We start from the raw sequence: 23,061 nt of genomic DNA, 5'->3' as shown, positions 1-23,061 counted from the left end.
TTAATACCCGGCTCCCACCTTAAAGAGGTCTATTTTGGCTCGAGCTTTACTGAAGACTAATATAGTATGGAAATAATACTGGGAACCGATAATAAAATTCTATTTGGCGAATATTATTGTCACTTCAATCGACATAAGATCATCACCAAGGCAAGGGTTGAACAAATATTAACCACCCCAAAATCACTCCCCATAGACGGCACTAAATGGAGAAGCCTATAATCGAATGGCCTGTACCCCTGTATAACAAAGAATCTACATCAACGATAGACACACTTTAGAAATCCAGTGCAGCCCAATTTAAACACTAGCATCCCAAATAGCAAATACTGCTACGATAGCTCTAACAACAAATAAACGACTATCGAAAGGAATATACCATGGGCATTCTAGACTTTACCGAAATACCTCCTGCAAACGCTAACAACAAATATGATGAAAAAAATATCGATGGGTTTGAGCTATTTGCACAAGAGTTTTTTGGCGTGCTATATGATGCTGAATTTATAGAGTGTGCAACTCGAGGACAAGATGGCGGAAGAGATTTGCTCTTTCTCATCAACGAAAAAGGAGTAAAGGAAAAATGGGCAGTGAGCTGTAAGCATAATGCTTATAGCCTTAATCCCATCGGGCTATATCAAGAAAAAAAATTCTATGATACGCTCGTTAGAACAGGTGCGGATAAATTAATTCTGTTTTACTCTCATACAGCCACCTCATCTTTAGAGCTTGAACTATTAGAAACGAAAAGAAATAGAGAGATTTTCGATTTTGAAATTTTCAATGGGGACAAGATCGAATCAAAATTACTCTCCTCTAAAAACGGAAAGGGTTGGTTTTTAGCGTCTCGATATTTCCCGAAATCTTTCCTAAGACTATTTGAACGCTTTCTATGCCCAATAAATCACTACTCAGAAGAGGACGTGATCGTTGAATCTAAGAATTCAATTAGAATATCTGGCCCCGGTGGAGCTAGAGTAACTTTTCCAGAAGGGCAAAATATAAAGAAAGAAATTACTGAACTTATAGAGTATGCCAATGAACGAGTCACACTATCTCTACACGAGGCATATTTTGCGAAAGTTCTGACGGAAATCACTCAGTTGTGGCCAAGTTGTTTCTCATACTGGGGGGCCTGTCCATCCGAAGAAATTGATATTTCAAAAATATACCCAACATTTTGCAAAAAGAGCATTCTTGAAATTCTTCGGAGTGAAAACCGATATGATGCAATGATCGTTTGTCTAATTTGGACATGGTGGGATGAGAAACTAGCCCACTCAATTTTTCATGAAGCATATATTGAACAATATGGCTCACTAATGTCTAAAGAAAATACTCGTTCGATATTGAACATTTCCACAGTTGTAGGGTTCTGCAATCTCGAAAAAAGAAACCTAGTAACGCGAATGGTCGCGTTTGGGCATGGAAATCTAAGTGAACTAACACCGTGGGACAAGGTTGCAATAACAACCAATTGCTGTGGACTAAGAGAAACACTACATAACGTACTGGAAGACCTTTATCAACAATCCAGCACACAGTTTGGTTTCGATTCCAGAATAAGTACTTTAAGCACTATACAGAAACAACTGCATGAGTACGCATCTATTCTAGGGTTTGAGCATGTACAAAAGAGTCTTGAACCTCTATTTGAAAACTTACCTTCTCACACCTATTTACCTTTTGAGACGCTCGTTCAAAGGAAAATAAAATGGACAATCAATACTACATTTCATTTCGAATGGTACAACGAAAGAATTAATAGGTCTTAATTTTTTACCATATACCACAATGAAAAGCCTGCCCATGCTATAGAATTGGACAGGCTTTAGTTAGACACACCGAGAAACTACTTTCCTAATAGCTTAGCGGTTAACTTGATGGAAGTATCGAGCTTACCAATCATCTTTCTCAAAGGCTCACAATCGGTGTAGGCATCAAGCAATATATCTTTCAGCTGCTGCAGTAGGATTGCGACGCCCTCCAAGGACTGAGCTCGTTGAAGAAATGGATCATTTGCATCAATACCACCGTAATAGAAAAAGCCATATTCATTTGTTACATCAGCTGAATACTCAGAAAAAAACCAGTCTTCTAATTTGCACTTAATATGTGATAAACGGTTATAAACGGCTGGAGGTATTACACTAGAATGCTCAACAGCTTTTATCAATTGAGCTGCAAGTTGGTGAGACTGAATTGACATAACAGCATTTGGACGACGTTCGTTATATGGCGCATTCCAGTTTTGCATGGGCTGAGTTTTTTTACCTGAAACACGATATATAGTCCCCTTCGCCACAGCCCTCTGCTTGTCTTGCCGAGTGACAGCAAGAGGACTATAAAAAGTGTCATGCCCTTCAGAAGAGGTTCCTGTCCAATTTTCTGCAGTTAATGGATAAGGAATACCATCAATTTTGGCCATTAAGCCTTTAAAGTCATACCCTGTAGAGGCATCCGTAGCCACAAACATATTTGAATAGCCTGGATAGTACATTCCCGCCCACTTTGATGACTGTAAGTGCCAGTTATATTTTTTGGACCATGCCGCTCTTTCTCCCTCTACCACCGGGTTAAGATAGGGTTCGTCAATCAAGATAAATTGCCCGCAATCAGGATCATACCAATAAGTAGAATGGTCAGCTTGTGGTAATTTGTTATTGTGGTCCCTATTTGGACAAGCCGCTTTGTAGTCCCTACTAGGCTTTAAGCCAGTTACCTCAATAAACTTTAGCACCCTGACAGCTTTACAAATTCTACTTCTGGCTTGATCTTGCGATTCACTAATTTCGTCACAAACGAAATGATCTTGAGAAGCTAACCTAAACCGGCCTAGACCGCTAGACCTTTCAAATTCCTTCTTGCTGGCGATTTGTAGCAAAGGCATAGAAAGCTCAACTTCTAATAGCTCTCTGCCTGATTCATAGGTTTCTCGATCATACCAATGCACTGTAAAAAATAGCTGAGTGTTTGATTTAATCACAGTCCGGTTTTGAAGGGATTTACGTGCATGCTTGAAATTTTCAAATGAAGCACTTCGAGCAGCAATATCCAAAGCTTCATGATGAGGAACGCCATTCGCTTTTTTAACCTGTTTAGCAAGGCGCTTGATACCACCGATAGTAGATGGCTGGATATTGTCATTCAACATTTTTACTCTCCTAGCTTGCCTTAAAACGTCGCTCGCCTACCGCTTAACAAGCTCGAATAAAAATATTGAGCCAGTAAAATTAGAAGAAGTAGTACTTAAAAAGCTTCGCAACGACGAGCGGCAGGCTCCTACCAAGAGCAGATTCTTTATACGCCATAACCCAATTGAATGCAACCCAGCCCACTAATCTCTATTACTTGGGAGCGCACTAGGCAGCTTGCTCTGACCTTAGGTAGGTAACCGATGCTCAACCCCTTGAGCTACTGAGGATATATATTCAAAAAATGAAGCGGCAACCCAAAAAAACAAGCAAAGTACAAAACAAACCAGAGTAAGCTCCCAACCAGCCTCCGGTAAGTGCAATGCTGAAATAATCCCCAACGCCACTAGAACCCCAGTGAGCAATCTAAAAATACTAGCCAATACGGAGCCGCTTTTTTTGAATATTTCTCGATAAAGCAAAACTCTGAATGTCGCATGATCATTACTTCTAGGAATGTAACGAGAGCAATACACCACAACCAGGGAAGCCAAATACAAGGCCAAAGCGTAGTTCATACTGAAATCCGAAATATCAATAGATTCCAAGAAGTCTACGGTCGAATCAAGTCCACCACCTAAGGTGATAAGAAAACATGGGATAGTTCCAACCAAGATGGCTGCGATTAATTCTGATAAAAATAGCTCTATCCTAAACACTCTACTTCCCCCTCAAATTTTTCGTACCGTTAGTTTCATTTTAAATCCCTGCAAGGCAATAGTTTATTCAGTCGAAAGATCATCGCATTTAACACTCTCGTTTGTGGTGACAAAATATAAGTTGAGAGCAACTCTTCATACGCTTGCTCTTGAATAGTAGAAGGAGAAGCAACGCTATAGTTACACCAACTAAGACCCTCTGTGGCGTCCAGCCCCCTACAAGATACACTTCAGCCATTCGGCGCTGGCCACACAATAAGCCCCCATAAAAGACTCTATATACCAATCTAAGTTACCTGGAATCAATCGCTGGGAGTCACTGGCAGGAATCTTAATTTCACCTTCACTTGCAATGGAACACGAGGACAAAAACAGAAAGGAAAGCAGGCAGATAACCTCCCTCATGAAAAAGCTCCTTATAAAAAACTATGAGAATTTCTTATGCGTTTTAATACCCAGTTTCCGAAACTATAACACCACATCCAAAAATCATTTTTTGAACGAGTTCAACACCAAGAAATATCTCTGTAAATTTATTAAATAATTGGAAAGGTAAAAATTTATCCTACTTTTAGAAAAACAGTTTACGACTCGAACAATTTGTACAAAAATACGAAATGTATCGAGATTTCGAATTTCCCTCCCCTCCCCCCATTCACACAAAAACCTTTTTTCGTAGGGTTATTAACTTATTGATTTTAAAGGAGTTTCGGAGGTATCTCGAAATACCTCCGTTTTGGGGAAAAATGGAGATTTTTGGAGAATTTGAGAGGTTTTTGTACGTTTTGTTCGAGAAATAAGCGGAGGGTGAAATTGGGGAATATCTAACCAACTCGCCGCTAGAGCCCGCAGTTACTGGGGTCTAGAAACCAAAACGCCGAGATCTCATGTCTCGGCGTTTCAATAATGATGGCGGAGAGGGAGGGATTCGAACCCTCGATACGTTTCACCGTATACTCCCTTAGCAGGGGAGCGCCTTCGGCCACTCGGCCACCTCTCCGTTAGAACCAAGTATGCTAACCTGGCCCCTTATCTGGGCGCAGAATAATAGCAATACTGTGGGAAAAATCAAAGGGCAGGAAGACATTATTTTGAAAAAAAGTGAATAAAACCAATAATTTATCGGGATTACTCAGTCAAACCCTGCCTTTGTATTAGAATCTAGCTATTTCCGTTTTCAGCTTGTTGTCTTTTTTCGTTCTGAATGCGCTGATAGATTTCTTCACGGTGAACCGCGATCTCTTTTGGGGCGTTTACGCCGATACGTACTTGGTTACCTTTTACACCCAGTACAGTAACGGTTACATCATCGCCTACCATAAGTGTTTCGCCAATACGGCGGGTTAAAATTAGCATTTAAAATCTCCTTCCTGTAATCCTGTGTCACAGTGGTAAAGTAATATCTTGTTGACCCCACTGCCGATTTTCGTAATCAGCCCTTTTTTTTGTTTTGGTATGCCAACCTATGTAGAAAGGTTTAGCACGGACTTTTGATTAAAACCAGCCAACAATGTATTTTTAAGTTTAAATACGCTCTTCCTCAGCAGAAGAGCACCTGCTTTCCGTATTATACGCGATATTATGCTTCGGATTTGGCATCCAAATCAAAGGCAGAGTGAAGCGCTCGTACCGCTAGCTCCAGATATCGTTCATCAATGATAACGGAAATCTTAATTTCAGAAGTGGTAATCATCTGAATATTGATGTTTTCCGCAGCCAATGCTTTAAACATTTTAGAGGCTACACCAGCATGGGAGCGCATACCAACACCCACAATGGAAACTTTTGCGATTTTTGCATCAGTTGACACTTCGCGAGCGCCCAACTCCAGAGCTACGCCCTCAAGTATCGCTTTTGCCTTATCAACATCGTTGCGATGAACCGTGAAAGTGATGTCGTTTGTGTTATCAGCGGCTACGTTTTGTACAATCACATCAATTTCAATATTGGCATCCCCTACGGCGGAAAGAACCGTCGAAGCGACGCCTGGTGCGTCTGGAACTCCAAGGATTGAAACTTTTGCTTCGTCCCGGTTAAACGCTATGCCAGAGACTGCTGCTTGTTCCATAGTTTTTGCTTCCTCATCTAAGCTTATCAAGGTACCTGGCCCATCTTCAAACGAAGAGAGCACTCGGAGAGGGACATTATATTTACCAGCAAATTCAACAGATCTAATTTGCAGAACTTTGGAACCTAAGCTGGCCATTTCAAGCATTTCTTCGAAGGTAATACGCTCTAACCTTCTTGCACTATCTACGACTCTTGGGTCTGTTGTATATACCCCATCAACATCAGTGTAAATTTGACATTCGTCCGCTTTTAACGCCGCTGCCAAAGCCACACCGGTGGTATCCGAACCGCCTCGACCGAGGGTGGTGATATTGCCATGCTCATCAACACCTTGGAAACCTGCTACAACTACCACTCGACCTGCAGACAAGTCGCCTTTCATTCTTTCGACATCAATTTCTTGAATACGTGCCTTAGTATGAGAATCATCAGTCAGAATTCTGACCTGCCCTCCCGTGTAGGACCTCGCATCGTAACCAAGATCTTTAAGCGCCATGCATAAAAGTGCAATGGTGACCTGCTCTCCAGTGGAGACAAGTACGTCCATTTCCCGGTTGTCGGGCTTTTCTTGCATCTCTTGAGCTAATCCAATAAGACGATTGGTCTCACCGCTCATAGCAGAAACAACGACGACAATATCATGTCCGTCGTCACGAAATTTGGCTACTTTTTTGGCAACGGCTTTAATTTTATCGGTCGTGCCTACCGAAGTACCACCGTATTTATGTACAAATAATGCCATGAATTTACTCTGTAATACGAAAATTCAAAATAAGGCCTCTATAAAGGGGCGCCAATTAAACACCAATTTTTACCAAAAGTTAACCATTATGATTAAATCTTGGAAAAAAATGTCAGCTCTCTAACGATTCCTGCAACCAAGGGGTTATAGATGCCATTGCTTGTGGTAACGCAGCAATGTCTGTCCCTCCACCTTGCGCCATATCCGGGCGTCCACCGCCTTTTCCACCGACTTGCGGAGCAACAAATTTCATTATATCGCCGGCTTTTACTTTCCCTGTAACATCTTTACTCACACCTGCAACGATGCTCACCTTGTCACTGGCGGTAGCCAACACAACAACGGAAGAGCCCAGTTTGTTTTTAAGCTGGTCTAATGTATCCCTCAAGGACTTAGGGTCTGCTCCATCCAGAGTTTTCACCAACACTTTTATTCCCTGGATATCCTGAGCTTCATTCAACCAGTCATCGGCTGAGGCCGACGCTAGCTTACCTTTTAGCGCTGCGATTTCTTTCTCAAGCGCCCGGCTTTGAATTACTAACTGCTCAAGTTTTTCAACGAGTAACTCTGGTTTTGCTTTCACAACGGAAGCAGCTTTTTTGTACTGCTCTTCGATGTGAGTAAATGCATTCAAAGCATGCTCACCAGTGTAAGCTTCGATCCGTCTTACACCTGCAGCAATACCGGATTCGGCAACAATATGCATCAAGCCGATATCCCCTGTTCGAGAAACATGAGTACCACCACACAGTTCAACAGAGAAGCCACCGCCCATCGATAGAACGCGAACAGTTTCACCATACTTCTCACCAAACAACGCCATTGCACCCGCTTGTTTTGCTTCGTCCATTGAACAAACTTTTGTTTCAACGGGTGTGTTTGCGCGAATTTGCTGATTAACGATGGTTTCGATTTCTGCAAGCTGTTCAAGTGAAACCGCTTCAAAATGAGAAAAGTCGAAACGCAATTTTTCAGAATCAACAAGAGAGCCTTTTTGCGTTACATGCTCACCCAGTACTTCACGTAAAGCAGCGTGTAATAAGTGGGTTGCAGAGTGGTTAAGTGCGGTCGCTTGTCGAACGTCTTCAGAGACTTCGGTATTGACCGCTTCACCTGTCGAAAGTTTTCCGCTCAACATCACCCCAAGGTGAATATGTTGGCCACCACTTTTTTGGCAATCACGAACTTCAAACTTTCCAGAATCAAACAATATGTAGCCCGTATCACCAACTTGCCCACCGGACTCACCGTAAAAAGCTGTTGATGAAAGAACAACTGCTGCCTCATCACCTTCGACGATTTCGTCGACCTGCTGATTTCCTTTTATTAACGCGGTTACCGCTGAACTATTAGACAAGGACTGATAACCAACAAACTCCGTTTCGCCCTCAAGAGACAAGGTATCGGTATAGTCAATCTTAAACGCACCAGATTCTCTGGCACGTTTTTTCTGCTCTTCCATTAGTTTTTCGTAGGATTCGAGGTCTAATGTCAGCCCTTTTTCCCGAGCGATATCATTAGTCAAGTCCGCGGGGAAACCGTATGTGTCATAAAGCAAGAAAACAGTTTCACCAGATATAACCTGCCCATTTAATTCAGCAAGTTTTTGTTCCAGTACGGTCATCCCTTTATCCAGGGTTTTCGCAAACTGCTCCTCTTCAGTCAACAACACTTTAACAATTTGTGCCTGCTTCTCTGCAAGTTCTGGATAGGCTTCACCCATCTGTTCAACAAGTGCAGACACAAGGCAATTAAAGAAATGATTTTTCTGACCCAACTTATGACCATGACGAATCGCGCGGCGAATAATCCGACGTAACACATAACCGCGGCCTTCATTTGATGGCATAACACCGTCACAGATCAAAAATGCACAGGAGCGAATATGGTCCGCAATAACCCGGAGAGATTTATTTTCCAGATCTGTTGTATTTGTTGCTTCCGCTGCGGCTTTAAGTAATGCCCGAAATAGATCTATTTCGTAATTACTGTGTACGCCCTGCATAACCGCAGCAATCCGCTCAAGCCCCATTCCAGTATCAACAGAGGGCTTGGGTAGTGGCACGAGCGAGCCATCTGTTTGACGCTCGTATTGCATAAAGACCAGGTTCCAGATTTCGATATAACGATCCAGATCGTCGTTTTCACTTCCCGGAGGACCACCTGGAACATCTTCACCATGATCATAAAAAATTTCTGAGCTTGGACCACATGGGCCGGTATCGCCCATTTGCCAAAAGTTGTCTTCGTCGAGACGGGAGAAACGGTCGGCGCTCACGCCCACTTCTTTCAGCCAGATATCTGCAGCTTCATCGTCAGATATATGCACCGTTACCCATAAACGTTCTTCAGGTAAATTCATAACCTGAGTTAAAAATTCCCAGGCATACTGAATAGCTTCACGCTTGAAATAGTCGCCGAAACTGAAATTACCTAACATCTCAAAGAAAGTGTGATGTCTGGCAGTGTAGCCTACGTTTTCCAGGTCGTTGTGTTTACCACCTGCGCGCACACAACGTTGTGAACTAGCTGCACGGGCGTACGGACGCTTGTCTTCGCCCAAAAAAACGTCTTTAAATTGCACCATGCCAGCGTTGGTAAATAGCAATGTCGGATCGTTCCCAGGAATTAAAGAACTACTGCCGACAACTTCGTGGCCTTTACTTTCAAAGAACTTCAAAAAGGCTTCGCGAATTTCTGCGCTTTTCATTGTTTATTTTTGACCTTAATACTTTCGCTTGTTATGACATACCTAGCGAACTTTCAGAGAAGGTTTTGTTCGCCAGAATGTGTATATGGAGATGGAAAACGGTTTGACCTGCAGCTTCACCGTTATTGATCACAACCCGAAATGCTTCATCGACCCCTAATTGACGGGCGATATCACCCACTTTCAACATAAGCTGGCCAAGTAAGGCTTTATCTTCTGTCGTTGCATCAGCTAACCGGGGGATTGGTTTACGGGGGATAACTAATACGTGTGTCGGCGCTTTGGGGCTGATGTCATTAATGCAAATGCAGTCATCATCTTCATAGACGATGTCTGCCGGAATATCGCCATTCATGATCTTGGTGAAAATCGTTTCTTCCGCCATGTTTCGGCCCTCACGCTCCCAGATTTATTTAGTCTTTGAGGCTAAACGTTCTTTTTCTTCTAATGTCAGTTCACGCGCCTCACTTTCAAGCATCACTGGGATATCGTCCCGAATCGGATATGCCAGCCCACTCGCAGCGCATAATAACTCTTGATTTTCTTTGTCGTAAGTAAGCGGTGCTTTACTTACCGGGCAAACAAGAATGCTGAGCAACTTTTGATCAATCATGCGTTTTTAGCCATTTGAGTCAGAGAAATTCAGAGGGCGAATACTACACCGCAGACGGCCTCTGTGTCTCTATATCGGGTCAAGATTACTCGGCTTTAGCCTCATTTCTCTCAGGAAGCACAAGATAGGGGTCAAGACGCTGGTCAAACCAGTTCATACGCCAGTCCAGGTGGGGCCCGGTGACACGCCCGGTTGCGCCGATTTCTGCAATCAGCTGACCCTGTTTTATTTCTTCGCCCTTCGTAACGTGTATACGGCTGAGGTGGATAAAGGTCGATGTCAGGCCATAGCCATGATCAATTACCAGAGTGCCGCCAGAGTAATACATATCATTATGACTAAGGGTTACCACACCTGAAACGGGAGCAACAACCTTGGCGCCAATCGGGCCAGCAATATCCAGCCCATAATGGGGGCGCTTGGGCACGCCGTTAAATATTCGTTGGCTTCCATAAACTCCGGTTACTGGGCCTTCAGCCGGCCAGATAAAACCTTCTGCAAAATAGTTTTTTTTCAGCAACCCCTGGCGGGCTTGCCAAACTAATGCGGCATCATTTTTGATGCGCTCCTGCACTGACGCAGGTGGTTTTACGTATTTCTGATCAACCCCTTCAATTTTTTGCAACTTATACTGACGCTGTTTAACCGGATAGCTTTTACTTTCCCCATTAACAACGATATCTAACGTCGATTTAACATCACGCCCCAATCCGAAAATAAAGTTGCCTTGTGCATCAACGTAAACACTTTTCCCTAGAACCCGAATGGTCGCGCCAGGCTCCGCCTGACCGAAGATGAGTCCACCCTGCACCAACTCTGACTGCAATGTGATGTCATTTGATGCCGCAAACGCGGGGTTTCCAATGCACATATACAACAAAAAAACGGCTTTAATCGTTATTAAAGCCGTTTTTATTGAATACGTAGTCCGTTGTTTTTTAGTTGGTATGAAGGTTTCCATCATCGATTAACTGCTGAATAATTTGTTGGTCACTGGTACCGAGTAACGTTAAGTCTACACCAGTTAGCACAACGTCCAAAGTACTGCCGCTACCATCACCATCCACATCAACCGAAACCGTTGAATCTGCACCATCAAATGAAATATCAAAATAAGCATCCAACACTGAAGCATCCAGAGACTCGCCCTGCAATACATCAGCGAAATCCAGGGTATCGCCAGAAGAGCCAAGGGTAAAGTCTCTAATGGTATCAGTGATTGGGGAAATTAAACTGCCATCATCACCACTGTTCCACTGGAAGGTATCCTGTCCAGCTCCACCAAACATAATATCTTCGCCTTCTCTACCAATAAGTAGATTGGCACCATCATCACCTTCAATATAATCGTCGGCGGAATAATTGTATGAAGGGTTTGAGTTCAGTGTCACCAAAGCAACATCACTGGTATTCCCATCTGTATCCGTCGCAATGTATTGAATTTCTCTGTGGTCGCTACCCATCTGACCGGAATTAGCAATCTGAATTGCCGACATCACTTCTTCGTACTGCGCAACCGTCGCATTACCAGAAAGACTTAGGGCTTTAGATTCTGCGTCATAGCTCAGTGTAATACCGTAACCCGCAGCCAAGGTTTCAGTTGCATCGCTGGTATACAGATAATCATCTGCTCGCCCGATAGCAATATTTACTTCGGCAGAAACCAGTTCAGCACCATCGTCCGTAATGGACAAGTTTGCACCAATGTCACTATAAGAATGTGTCACAGTATCAGCAGACACACTGAATACGATATCGCGTAGATCCCAATCAACCGTGTAACCGCCAGGATTAGTTAACGGAGCGGCATACAAGTCTTCGAAACCAACAATGAGTTGGGAGTTATCCGTACCATCAATACCGGACATAACATGTTCGAAACCATCCGGGTTTAACGCCCCAGCCAATGACAAAGAGGTGTTTGGCAACACTGTTCTCGTTCCGGCAGGGTTTTGTTCCGTTCCTTCTGAATAATAAACCAGAGCAACATTGGAATCAGACGCATTTGCCAGATTCCCTTCGGCGTCTTCAAACCGCAAAACACCATTACCAGCCATAAACGCATTGAGTTCCGCCTGAGCTAACGTTGGATCATAACCATCCTGAATCAGGAAGAACCCCATTTGCCCTGCGGGAACACCTTCGATGACAATATTTTGTTGACCGTTTGCCACCACTGTATTTGCGTTCTGCCAAATAATATCTGCGCCGGTAATTTCCCCATTGTCATTAACGGAATACCATCCGAGAACATTATCAAAACCGGCCGACTCAGAAATAAATTGAATACGCACATCGGTTTCAACCTCAAACACGAGATTGCCAGGCAAAATACCATTTGCGTTGGATTGACCATTACCACCGGATGTTGGGAATGCATTGCCATCAAATGTTGTTTCAAATACCAAATTACTCGGCGCGACACTGCTGTCGATTGCAGTAATAACTGGCGCTTCACTCACATCAGTAACATTGATAGTAACGGTTTGAGTGTTTGATGTTAGACCACCAGGATCTGTAGCTGTAATCACTACTTCGTATGGGCCGGTTTCACCCGCCTCATAATTTGGAGCAGTAATAAAACTCAGCGCACCGCTGCTGGAATCAATTGTAAACAATGCAACATCGGTACCGCTTATGCTGTAGGTTAACGGATCGCCGTCCGGGTCGGTTCCTGTGAATGTACCAACAGCAACCGTGTTTTCAGCCACGCTAACTGTAACAGCAGTATCCATTTGTGGCGCTTCGTTTACATCACTCACATTGATCGTAATGGTTTGCGTATTGGACGTTAAACCGTCTGGATCGGTTGCTGTAATGATTACTTGATAAGGCCCGGTTTCACCGGCTTCATAATTGGGTGCCGTAACAAAACTTAATTGGCCATTAGTATCGATGGCAAATAACCCAGCATCGGTGCCAGAAAGAGAATATGTGAGTGCGTCATTTTCTGGGTCGGAGCCAACAAAACTACCAACCAGTGTTTCGCCTTCGACAACACTGACCGTGGCATCCGCACCTAACGACGGCGCTTCGTTTACATCGCTCACGTTTACCGTAATGGTTTGCGTATTGGACGTTAAACCATCTGGGTCGGTTGCAGTAATGATTACTTGATACGGCCCGGTTTCACCTGCTTCATAATTGGGTGCCGTAACGAAGCTTAACTGACCATTAGTGTCGATGGTAAATAAACCGGCATCAGTTCCACTTAAACTGTAACTGAGCGTGTCGTTTTCAGGATCGGTACCTGCGTAGTTACCAATCAGAGTTTCACCTTCATTAACACTGACCGTGGCATCCGCGCCTAACGACGGTGCTTCATTGACATCGCTCACGTTGACCGTAATGGTTTGTGTATTCGATGTTAAACCGTCTGGATCGGTTGCCGTAATTGTTACTTGATACGGCCCAGTTTCAGCGGCTTCATAATTGGGTGCCGTAACAAAACTTAATTGGCCATTAGTATCGATGGCAAATAACCCAGCATCAGTTCCACTTAAACTGTAACTGAGTGTGTCATTTTCTGGATCGCTGCCAGTGTAATTTCCAACCAGCGTTTCACCTTCGGCAACACTGACCGTGGCATCCGCGCCTAACGACGGCGCTTCATTCACGTCACTGACGTTGACCGTAATGGTTTGTGTATTCGAAGTTAAACCGTCTGGATCCGTTGCAGTAATGATTACTTGATACGGCCCGGTTTCACCGGCTTCGTAATTTGGCGCAGTAATAAAACTTAACTGGCCAGTATTATCAATCGTAAATAAGGCCGCGTCTGTTCCAGAGAGAGAATAATTCAACGTGTCATTTTCAGGATCGGTACCGGCGTAACTGCCAACCAATGTTTCACCTTCCGCAACACTGACCGTGGCATCCGCACCTAACGACGGTGCTTCGTTTACATCGCTCACGTTTACCGTAATGGTTTGGGTATTCGAGGTTAAACCGTCTGGATCCGTTGCAGTAATGATTACTTGATACGGCCCAGTTTCACCGGCTTCATAATTGGGTGCCGTAACAAAACTTAACTGGCCGTTATTATCAATACTAAATAGCGCGGCGTCTGTACCAGAAAGAGAATATGCGAGCGTATCGTTTTCTGGATCGGAGCCAACAAAACTACCAACCAGTGTTTCACCTTCGGCAACACTGACCGTGGCATCCGCACCTAACGACGGTGCTTCGTTGACATCACTGACATTCACCGTAATCGTTTGAGTATTCGATGTTAAACCATCTGGATCGGTTGCAGTAATGATTACTTGATACGGCCCAGTTTCACCGGCTTCATAATTCGGTGCAGTGACAAAACTTAATTGGCCGTTATTATCAATACTAAATAACGCGGCATCAGTGCCAGAAAGAGTATAAGTCAACGCATCATTTTCAGGATCGGTGCCAACAAAACGACCAACCAGCGTTTCACCTTCATTAACACTGACCGTGGCATTCGCACCTAACGACGGTGCTTCGTTTACATCACTCACATTGACCGTAATGGTTTGCGTATTCGAGGTTAAACCATCTGGGTCCGTTGCAGTAATAACAACTTGATAAGGCCCGGCTTCACCGGCTTCATAATTGGGTGCCGTAACAAAACTTAATTGACCATTATTATCAATACTAAATAACGGGGCATCAGTTCCAGAAAGAGAATATGTGAGCGCGTCATTTTCAGGATCGGTGCCCGCATAATTACCAACCAGTGTTTCACCTTCAACAACACTGACCGTGGCATCCGCACCTAACGACGGTGCTTCATTGACATCACTCACGTTGACCGTAATGGTTTGGGTATTCGAGGTTAAACCATCTGGGTCCGTTGCAGTAATAATAACTTGATAAGGCCCTGTTTCACCGGCTTCATAATTGGGTGCCGTAACAAAACTTAACTGGCCGTTATTATCAATACTAAATAGTGCGGCGTCTGTACCAGAAAGAGAATATGCGAGCGTATCGTTTTCTGGATCGGAGCCAACAAAACTACCAACCAGTGTTTCACCTTCATTAACACTGACCGTGGCATCCGCGCCTAACGACGGTGCTTCGTTTACATCGCTCACGTTTACCGTAATGGTTTGTGTATTCGAAGTTAAACCGTCTGGATCGGTTGCCGTAATGATTACTTGATAGGGGCCTGTTTCACCGGCTTCATAATTGGGTGCCGTAACAAAACTTAATTGACCGGTGTTATCAATACTAAATAGCGCTGCATCAGTGCCAGAAAGAGTATAAGTCAACGTATCATTTTCAGGATCGGTACCGGCGTAACTGCCAACCAATGTTTCACCTTCGACAACACTGACAGTGGTATCGGCACCTAACGACGGTGCTTCATTGACATCACTGACATTGACTGTAATGGTTTGGGTATTCGAAGTTAAACCATCTGGGTCCGTTGCAGTAATAATAACTTGATACGGCCCAGTTTCACCGGCTTCGTAATTTGGCGCAGTAATAAAACTTAACTGGCCAGTATTATCAATCGTAAATAAGGCCGCGTCTGTTCCAGAGAGAGAATAATTCAACGTGTCATTTTCAGGATCGGTACCGGCGTAACTGCCAACCAATGTTTCACCTTCCGCAACACTGACCGTAGCATCGGCACCCAACGACGGTGCTTCGTTTACGTCACTGACGTTCACAGTGACATTTTGTGTAGTGGAAAGATTTCCCTCTCCATCATCAGTGGCGGTAATAGTTATATTATATGGACCAGTCTCACCTGCCTCAAAATTGGGGGCAGAAATAAAACTTAAATTCCCATTTGCATCTATCTGGAAAAGTGACGCATCTGCACCACCGATGGAATAAGTAATCGTATCGCCTTCGCCATCTGTCGCCGAGAAATTACCAATGCTTGTCGTATTTTCTGCGACCACAATGGAAGTATCACTGCCGAGTACGGGCGCAGTGTTTTCCAACACATTGGTCACATTAACGGTAACCGTTTGTGAATCAGTCAAACCGGCTAAATCCGTGGCCATCACAATGACTTGATATGGACCAGTTTGTCCTGCATCGTAGTCTGGTGCGGAAATAAAACTTAGGTTACCCGCAGAATCAACTTGAAATAATTCTGCATCGGCACCACTTAGGCTGTAGGTAAGGGTATCGTTATTATCTGCATCGGTTGCAGAAAAATTTCCAACAGCGGTTTCATTTTCAACGATATCAACGGTAGTATTTGCACCGAGAACCGGCGTTTCATCTATAAGGTCAACTACATTGACTGTTACATTTTGCGTGCTTTGTAAATTCCCAAAGCCATCGTCCGTGGCGACAACCGTGACATTATAGGGGCCGGCCTGTCCCGCTTCATAATCGGGTGCTTGTATAAATTGTAAATATCCTGATGCATCAATCTGAAAAAGTGCTGCATCAGCACCAACCAACGAATAGGTAAGATTGTCACCATTAGGATCCGTTGCAGCATAATTGCCTACATCAACCGCGTTTTCATTGACATCTACAACGGTGTCTGCACCCAACTCTGGCGGCAAGTTACCATCCGTGATATTGACTAACGCTATGGATGTAGCGGTTTCTCCATTGCCATCGGTTATGGTGTAGGAAATAAAATCCCGCCCGACATAATCCGAAGGAGGTGTATAGGTAATGGTGTTGTCCGGATTAACAACTAAAGTGCCACGATTTGCTGTCACCGAATAAAAACTTATAGAGTCACCATCAACATCGTAGTCGTTGGATAAAAGGTTCAGAGTAATAGGGGCATTTACATTCGTTGATGTAATCCCGTCATTCACGGCAACCGGGGCATCATTTACCGCAGCAACGGTTAAATCTGCTTGAGAAGAAACGGTTCCACCGTTACCGTCGTTAATTACATAGGAAAACTGAACATCACCGTGCCAATCTGCAGCCGGTGTAAAAGTGAAGGTTCCATCACCATTATCTGTAACGACCCCATCGCCTTGAAGTATGGTCAGGTCGCTAATGGTTAAGACATCACCATCGATGTCACTGGCATTCGCAAGTAGTTGCTGTTCCGAAATAATTATCGAATGATCTTCCTGTATTTCTCCCAGGTCAGTTCCAGCCGTTACTACAGGTTGATCATTTACATTATTGACTTGAATGGTAAAAGTGGTTTCTACCGAATTGTTGATCGCCGATGAGCTATCCGTTGCAACCACTGTTATTTGATAGCTGCCATCGCCAGTCAGCGCAGCCGCATTTGTAGGAACACCCGATAGCAAACCCGTTGCGGAATCAAACACCACACCATCAGGTAGAACCGAGTCCGCTGTTAGCTCATAAGTAAGAGTTTGATTTTCATCTGGATCAGAAAAAAACTGTGTAAGTCCGAGTTCAAGGGTCTGCCCCTGGTCAATAGAAAGGTTATCAATACCAGTCGTAGTCGGGCGTTGATTAAACGGATCAGGGTCATTAAATTCTGTAGCAGCGGTGTTTATTTGCGGTACTGATTGCGTTTCAAAACCACTTTCTGGTGTAACTTCAGCAGCAGTGCGCTCGATGCGAACACCTTCGGCACTGGATGAGCTGGAGTTCGCAGTAGTAGGTTGTCCACCACCGGCGGCTGTTGGAGGAAGAAGTTCTTCAAGATTTTGCCCTTCCTCAATGGCTTGTGCAATCAGCTCGAAATTCACCGACTCATCCAAACCGTCGTCGAGCGTAATGCCACGAATTAAATCCAACAGCTGCTGATCCAGAGTTAAGGTTTGATCATGCCCCAGGCTCAGCGCATCAGCGCCATCCAACTGTAAAACAATTGCACTACTGCCCTGTGTGACAACTTGATCACCCAGATGAAGAGGCTGACCTTCCCTGACTATTTGTTTTTCTCCATTAGCCAAAACGATGTAGTTATCGCCCTGCACTTTTCCTACTTTACCGATCACTGCACGATCGGAGTCTGCTGCGGAAATATTTTTTTCTGCCATATAATTAACCTAACACCTACACCCCTTAGCGATTTTTTTTGTCTTAATGTTTTTTTCTCATAATGGTTAATATTTTTTTATACGCGCTCTATTTAGGTTGTAACGCGTTAACCAGCTTCCCTGCTGCATTTAGAATTCGATAGCTGGCAAAAAGCAGATCATACTCTGCATTGGTATAAGCTCTTTTGGATTCGACCACTTCGGTTTCTGTGTTGAGCAAATCCAAAAGCGTTCTTTTGCCGATATTAAATTGTTTTGCGTAAGCTTCTTTTGTCGACTGAGCTGCATTCTTGTGCTGCTGTAAATACTGAAGCTGAGTATTTAGTGCATCGTAGGCGTTCCAGGAAAGGCTCATGCTTTCAACAACCTGCCGGCGAGAAAGGTTACGAATATCTTTTGCTTCTTCCAATAGATAAGCCGTCTGTTTGGCTTTGGACCGGTTTTTTCCACCTTGATATATATCAAAACTCATACGCAAAGCCACAACAAAATCTTCATCTTCCCCTTCAATAGTGCCGATGTTTTCATCCCACCGTTTATCCACCTCGAGGTTCAACCTTGGCCAATAAGCGCTTTTTGATGCTTTATGCTGCGCCACTGCAGCTTTTACATCCGCCGCTGCTACTTTTAAAGTTGGGTGCCCATCAACAGCCAACGCTAAAGCTTCTTCCCTGTTTTTGGGGATAACGGGAAGAAGATCGGGTTTTTGCATGTTTTCCAAATTAGGGTATAAGCCGACTAAACGGTAAAAATTACTCTGCGCATCTATCAGGTTATTTTGTGAAACCACCATATTGGAGTTTGCCAGCGCTAAACGGGCGGCTATCTGATCCAGGTCCGCCTTACTTCCAACTCCAGTGTCTTTGCGGAGTTTCATCTGGTCATAGATATTCTGATGTTCCCAAAGGCTTTCGCGAGCGAGGTCGAGTAACTTGGCCTGACGCAACACACTTAGGTAAGCTTCAGCCGTTTTCAACGCCAAATGCTCACCCGTTGCCATTTCATTAAAGCTTGCACTCTCAACCCGAGCCTTCTGTCGCTGCACCTCTTGATGGGTTGAAAATCCGTCGAAAATGGTCTGGCTTGCTCTTAAGCCCAGCTCGGTACGCGTCGCATCGTTTTCCTGATTATCGGTTGCAGGGGCAGTTCGGGTCTCATGCCCGACGCCTGCATCGAGGGATAGGGAGGGCAAATAACCGGCTCGGGCTTGCTTTACCTCGTAGATTCTGGACAGTTTTTCATTTTTAGCAGCTTGAAGCTCTGGGTTCGTCTCTAAAGTGTGAGCGATCACTTGCTCCAAAGTCATTGAACAACATATGGTAGGTATAACACCTACTACCAGTACCAACAAACATCTGCCAAGGCAGGTCTTCATTCTTGATCCCCTAATAAATTATGACAAGTGCCTCTTTATATGTGAAATCGATCACACTTGCGTGATTTTCACACAGTTTTTTTATATGCACAAATTATATTAATAATAGATGTATATGCCACCATATGGCATGTAAAAAAACATCAAATTAGCACAATATATAGGGGTATATGCCCGGTATTAGCGCAATTAGCGCTCTCTTAGGGCGAGCTGCTTGGTTTTGAGAATAGGTTTGAGCAAGTAACTCATAACGGTTTTTTTGCCCGTCAGGATGTCCACACTCACGGTCATGCCGGGAATAATTGGCAGCTCTGAACCGTCTGGCCCGACAAACGTCCTGCTGGTCTCCACCCTGACCTGGTAATAACTATCGCCATTTTCATCGACAATGGTGTCTGGACTGATGTGTACGACCTCTCCGTCCAGCCCCCCCATAATGGAGAAATCGTAGGCGGTAAACTTCACCTTGGCTTTCTGCCCAGGGTGTAAAAAGGCAATATCCGCAGGCCTGACACGGGCCTCCACCAACAGTATCTCTTCACTGGGCACAACTTCAACAATATCCATTCCCGGCTGAATGACACCACCGATGGTTTTTACCAAAAGCTGCTTAACTGTGCCTGCCACGGGTGAGCGCACCATTGTCCTCTGCACTCGGTCGGCCAACGCCGAACTGGTTTCCGTTAGTCTGGCCAGCTCTCCGGTGATTTCGCTAAGTTCTTCCCGCGCTTCTCGGCGGAAAACCAATTCTGCATTGGCCAGTTTTTCTTTTGCTTCCTGCAAACTCGATTCAGCACGAGGCAGAGCCAGCTGGGCCGCATCCAGTTCCCCATGTAAATCGTTCACCTGACGTTCTAAACGCAGCAATTCCACTTCAGAAATCGCACCCGATTCCGCTAAAGGTTTGGTGAGTTCCAGCTCTCTTTCCAAAAGCTGATAGCTCCTGCGCAACTGGTCACGCCGGGCCTTTAATTCAGATAATTCCTGCTGCTTCTGCGACTCCTGCTGCTTCAGTACCAAGGTATTGCTGTCCAATTCCTTTTGACGAGACCGGTACACTGCCAACTCTTCTTGCACAAGCGGATCAGAGAGTTGCTCTTCGCTGACCTGAAAAGGTGATCCGTCGGCCTCTGCCCGTAGTCGCGCGGACTTGATTTGCAGCTGATCCAGGGTGACGCCAGCTTCTCGTAGTGATGAAGAAAATCGGGTGTCGTCTATCCGAAGTAAGGGCTGTCCGCGTTTGACGGCTTGTCCTTCATTGACATATAGCTCTGCCAAAATACCGCCCTCCAGGTTTTGAATAACCTGAATATGCTGTGAGGGAATAACTTTACCATCACCACGGGTAAACTCATCCAGTTCTGCCCATACTGCCCAACATAGGCAAACGACGATAAAAACGGAAATAACCCACAGCAGATGCTGTCCACCTCTCGGACTTTGAACCAAGATGGCTGCTTTCGCAGAGGAAACATAGTCCAGGTCCTTTTCAATAACAGGGTTTGGCATTTCCGAACGAATTTGGTTTTCGCTCTCCCGCAAGAACAGAACAAAAGCGCGCACTTTCTCAGTCATTTTTTTAAGAAACACGTAGCTGCCCCCGTTTTAACGCATCAAGCACTGTTTCCTTGTCCCCGTCAGCAACAATTCGCCCACCATCGACCACAATCACCCTATCTACAAGCTGTAGCAATGAGGTTTTATGTGTGACCAAAATGAGAGATTTTTCTTTGAGTGTCTCCTTCAAATTGGCAATGAGTTTGGCTTCGCTGGTGTTATCCATGGCTGAGGTGGGCTCATCCAAAAGATAGACAGATGCTCGACCAATTAAACTTCTGGCGATGGAAATTGCCTGCCGCTGACCACCGGATAACATTTCCCCCCGCTCTCCCACGGCCCGTTCAAACCCCATAGGGTGCTGATCAACAAAATCGGATACACCGCTGATTTCTGCCGCACGAATAATCTCCTGATCGGTGACACCATTTTTACCAAAAATAATATTTTCTCTAACGCTGCCGCTGAACAAAACCGTATCTTGCTGAACATAAGAGATTTCACTTCTTAAATCAGAAGGGTCTATCTGCTTTGCATCAATACCATCTAAATGCACTTCGCCTTTTTGAGGCTGATACAAGCCAACAATTATTTTTTGAATGGTGGATTTACCTGAACCGAGACGCCCTATCAGCGCGACTTTCTCACCGGCGTTAATTTTAAAGGAGATATCTTTTAAGCTTTCTTGTGCCTCTCCCGGATAACTAAAGCACACATTACGAAATTCAATATCACCCCGAATATGAGTGCGTTTGGTATAAACCCTGTCACTGTCTCTTTCCTGTGGCTGATTGACGATTTCTTCCAAAGAAGACAACGCCAGCTTGGATTGCTGATACTGAACCAGCAGTCCAGCAATCTGGGCAAGTGGAGCGAGAACGCGTCCAGTCAAAATAACACAGGCAATTAACGCCCCCATTGTCAGTTGATTGTCACGGATTAAATACACCCCGACGACCACTACGGCAACTGAACCCAATTGCTGAAGGAAGCCTGCAGCTCCGGTGACATTGGCGCTGATCATCCGGGATTTCAATCCCCAGAAAGATAACTGTCCGACAGACGATTCCCAACGACGCTGCAGTTTGCTTTCCGCGGATAACGCTTTCACTGCATCCAGACTGCTCACGGACTCCACCAAGGTTGCATTTTTCATGGCAGCGGCGGAGAACATTTTTAAAACTGTGGTATGTAGAAAACGCTGACCAACAAATGCAATCAGGACAATCGTTGGCATAATAATGAGCGGCACCCAAACCAGACTTCCACCGATATAAAACACCACTAACAAAAACAGGATAACAAAGGGTAAATCAACTAACGCGGTTACTGTGGACGAAGTAATAAATTGTCGCACAGTTTCAAACTCTCTTAATCTACTCGCAAAAGCACCAACAGATACAGGATGGTTTTCATACCTGACACCAAGTACTCGTTCGAAAATAAAAGCAGAAAGAAGTACGTCTGACTTTTTCCCTGCCACCTCGATAAAATACACCCTCAGGGTTTTTAACAAAAAGTCGAAGACATAAACAAAAAATACACCCAGAGCCAGTGCCCACAATGTTTCAACAGCCTCATTTGGAACAACACGGTCATAGACATTCATGACAAACAGCGGGTTTGCCAGAGCAAAAAGATTAATAAAGACGGAAGCGAGCAGTACATCGCGATAAATCCGCCAGGAGTGCCCCAGCACTCCCCAAAACCAATGTACTTTTCGATCACTGTCTATGCCGGTAATCTTCTTCACCGACTCCGGTGAGGTACGATCCGGGCAGGTAAAAATGGCGAAGCCAGTGTATTCGGAATCAAGGTCTGTGAGAGAAACATCATCCTCCCTCCCCAGCAATGGGAAGTAGGCCGTGGCCTTATTGTTTTCAACGTCTAAAGACTTTAAGACAACAACATTGTTTCCTTCGAGTAGCAAGATTACAGGCAATACCAGAGAGGATATTTCCGTTACTTGCCGTTTCACCACCTGAGCACTTAACCCCGCCCGTTTTGCAGCCTGGATCGATAGCTCAGGGGTCAGCATGCCATTAACCAGGGGTAAGCCCGCCGTTAGAGACGACTCGCAGAACAAAATTTGTTCAGAGTTCGCGATATGAATTAGTGCGAGCAGTAGAGGGTCCGCAGCCACATTGTTTTTTTGCTCTGCCCCAACTCGACCAGTTGTCTCGTCTGTCACTATTTCCCCCATAGGATCAAGA

General features: G+C 44.6%; 13 protein-coding genes and 1 tRNA gene. 1 reads left to right on the top strand and 13 read right to left on the bottom strand.

The features are described 5' to 3' along the window. Positions 1 to 380 precede the first annotated feature (380 nt). Complete coding sequence (locus P5V12_RS04255; RefSeq protein ID WP_316955995.1) at positions 381 to 1,775, top strand: hypothetical protein; 1,395 nt, start codon at positions 381 to 383, stop codon at positions 1,773 to 1,775. A 77-nt stretch (positions 1,776 to 1,852) separates the two neighbouring features. Here P5V12_RS04255 and P5V12_RS04250 read toward each other — a convergent pair whose 3' ends face one another. From P5V12_RS04250 to P5V12_RS04190, 13 genes are all read right to left on the bottom strand, one after another. Beyond that, positions 1,853 to 3,154, bottom strand: coding sequence for a DUF5623 domain-containing protein (locus tag P5V12_RS04250; RefSeq protein WP_316955994.1), 1,302 nt, complete (start codon positions 3,152 to 3,154; stop codon positions 1,853 to 1,855). 228 nt (positions 3,155 to 3,382) lie between these two features. Beyond that, positions 3,383 to 3,853, bottom strand: coding sequence for a hypothetical protein (locus P5V12_RS04245; protein WP_316955993.1), 471 nt, complete (start codon positions 3,851 to 3,853; stop codon positions 3,383 to 3,385). A 910-nt stretch (positions 3,854 to 4,763) separates the two neighbouring features. After that, a tRNA-Ser gene (locus tag P5V12_RS04240) sits at positions 4,764 to 4,853 on the bottom strand. A gap of 161 nt (positions 4,854 to 5,014) precedes the next feature. Next, on the bottom strand, positions 5,015 to 5,209 hold the full coding sequence (gene csrA / locus P5V12_RS04235; RefSeq protein ID WP_316955992.1) for a carbon storage regulator CsrA: 195 nt from the start codon (positions 5,207 to 5,209) through the stop codon (positions 5,015 to 5,017). Between the two features lie 223 nt (positions 5,210 to 5,432). Further along, positions 5,433 to 6,665 (bottom strand): aspartate kinase, encoded by a 1,233-nt coding sequence (locus tag P5V12_RS04230; RefSeq protein WP_316955991.1) that lies wholly within the window; start codon positions 6,663 to 6,665, stop codon positions 5,433 to 5,435. A gap of 112 nt (positions 6,666 to 6,777) precedes the next feature. Continuing rightward, positions 6,778 to 9,375 carry an alanine--tRNA ligase gene (gene alaS / locus P5V12_RS04225; protein WP_316955990.1) on the bottom strand — a complete coding sequence of 866 codons (2,598 nt, stop codon included), beginning with the start codon at positions 9,373 to 9,375 and terminating at the stop codon, positions 6,778 to 6,780. A gap of 31 nt (positions 9,376 to 9,406) precedes the next feature. Further along, a complete protein-coding gene (locus P5V12_RS04220; RefSeq protein ID WP_316955989.1) occupies positions 9,407 to 9,760 on the bottom strand; it encodes a histidine triad nucleotide-binding protein in 354 nt (117 codons plus the stop codon). A gap of 24 nt (positions 9,761 to 9,784) precedes the next feature. Further along, positions 9,785 to 9,988 carry a Trm112 family protein gene (locus P5V12_RS04215; protein WP_316955988.1) on the bottom strand — a complete coding sequence of 68 codons (204 nt, stop codon included), beginning with the start codon at positions 9,986 to 9,988 and terminating at the stop codon, positions 9,785 to 9,787. A gap of 85 nt (positions 9,989 to 10,073) precedes the next feature. Continuing rightward, on the bottom strand, positions 10,074 to 10,952 hold the full coding sequence (locus P5V12_RS04210) for a M23 family metallopeptidase (protein ID WP_316955987.1): 879 nt from the start codon (positions 10,950 to 10,952) through the stop codon (positions 10,074 to 10,076). Further along, the gene (locus tag P5V12_RS04205; RefSeq protein ID WP_316955986.1) at positions 10,927 to 17,916 is read right to left on the bottom strand and encodes a retention module-containing protein; all 6,990 of its coding nucleotides are present in this window, start codon (positions 17,914 to 17,916) and stop codon (positions 10,927 to 10,929) included. The genes P5V12_RS04210 and P5V12_RS04205 overlap by 26 nt, the downstream gene beginning before the upstream one ends. An 88-nt stretch (positions 17,917 to 18,004) precedes the next feature. Then, the gene (locus P5V12_RS04200; protein WP_316955985.1) at positions 18,005 to 19,291 is read right to left on the bottom strand and encodes a TolC family outer membrane protein; all 1,287 of its coding nucleotides are present in this window, start codon (positions 19,289 to 19,291) and stop codon (positions 18,005 to 18,007) included. Between the two features lie 189 nt (positions 19,292 to 19,480). Continuing rightward, positions 19,481 to 20,881: an HlyD family type I secretion periplasmic adaptor subunit gene (locus P5V12_RS04195; RefSeq protein ID WP_316955984.1), complete on the bottom strand. Its 1,401-nt coding sequence runs from the start codon at positions 20,879 to 20,881 to the stop codon at positions 19,481 to 19,483. Further along, complete coding sequence (locus tag P5V12_RS04190) at positions 20,871 to 23,039, bottom strand: type I secretion system permease/ATPase (protein WP_316955983.1); 2,169 nt, start codon at positions 23,037 to 23,039, stop codon at positions 20,871 to 20,873. Before P5V12_RS04190 ends, P5V12_RS04195 begins: the two co-directional genes overlap by 11 nt. Between the last annotated feature and the right edge of the window lie 22 nt (positions 23,040 to 23,061).

Origin of the sequence: Teredinibacter sp. KSP-S5-2, from assembly GCF_032773895.1 — a bacterium.
GTDB lineage: Bacteria > Pseudomonadota > Gammaproteobacteria > Pseudomonadales > Cellvibrionaceae.
This window is presented reverse-complemented; position numbering and strand designations above follow the sequence as displayed.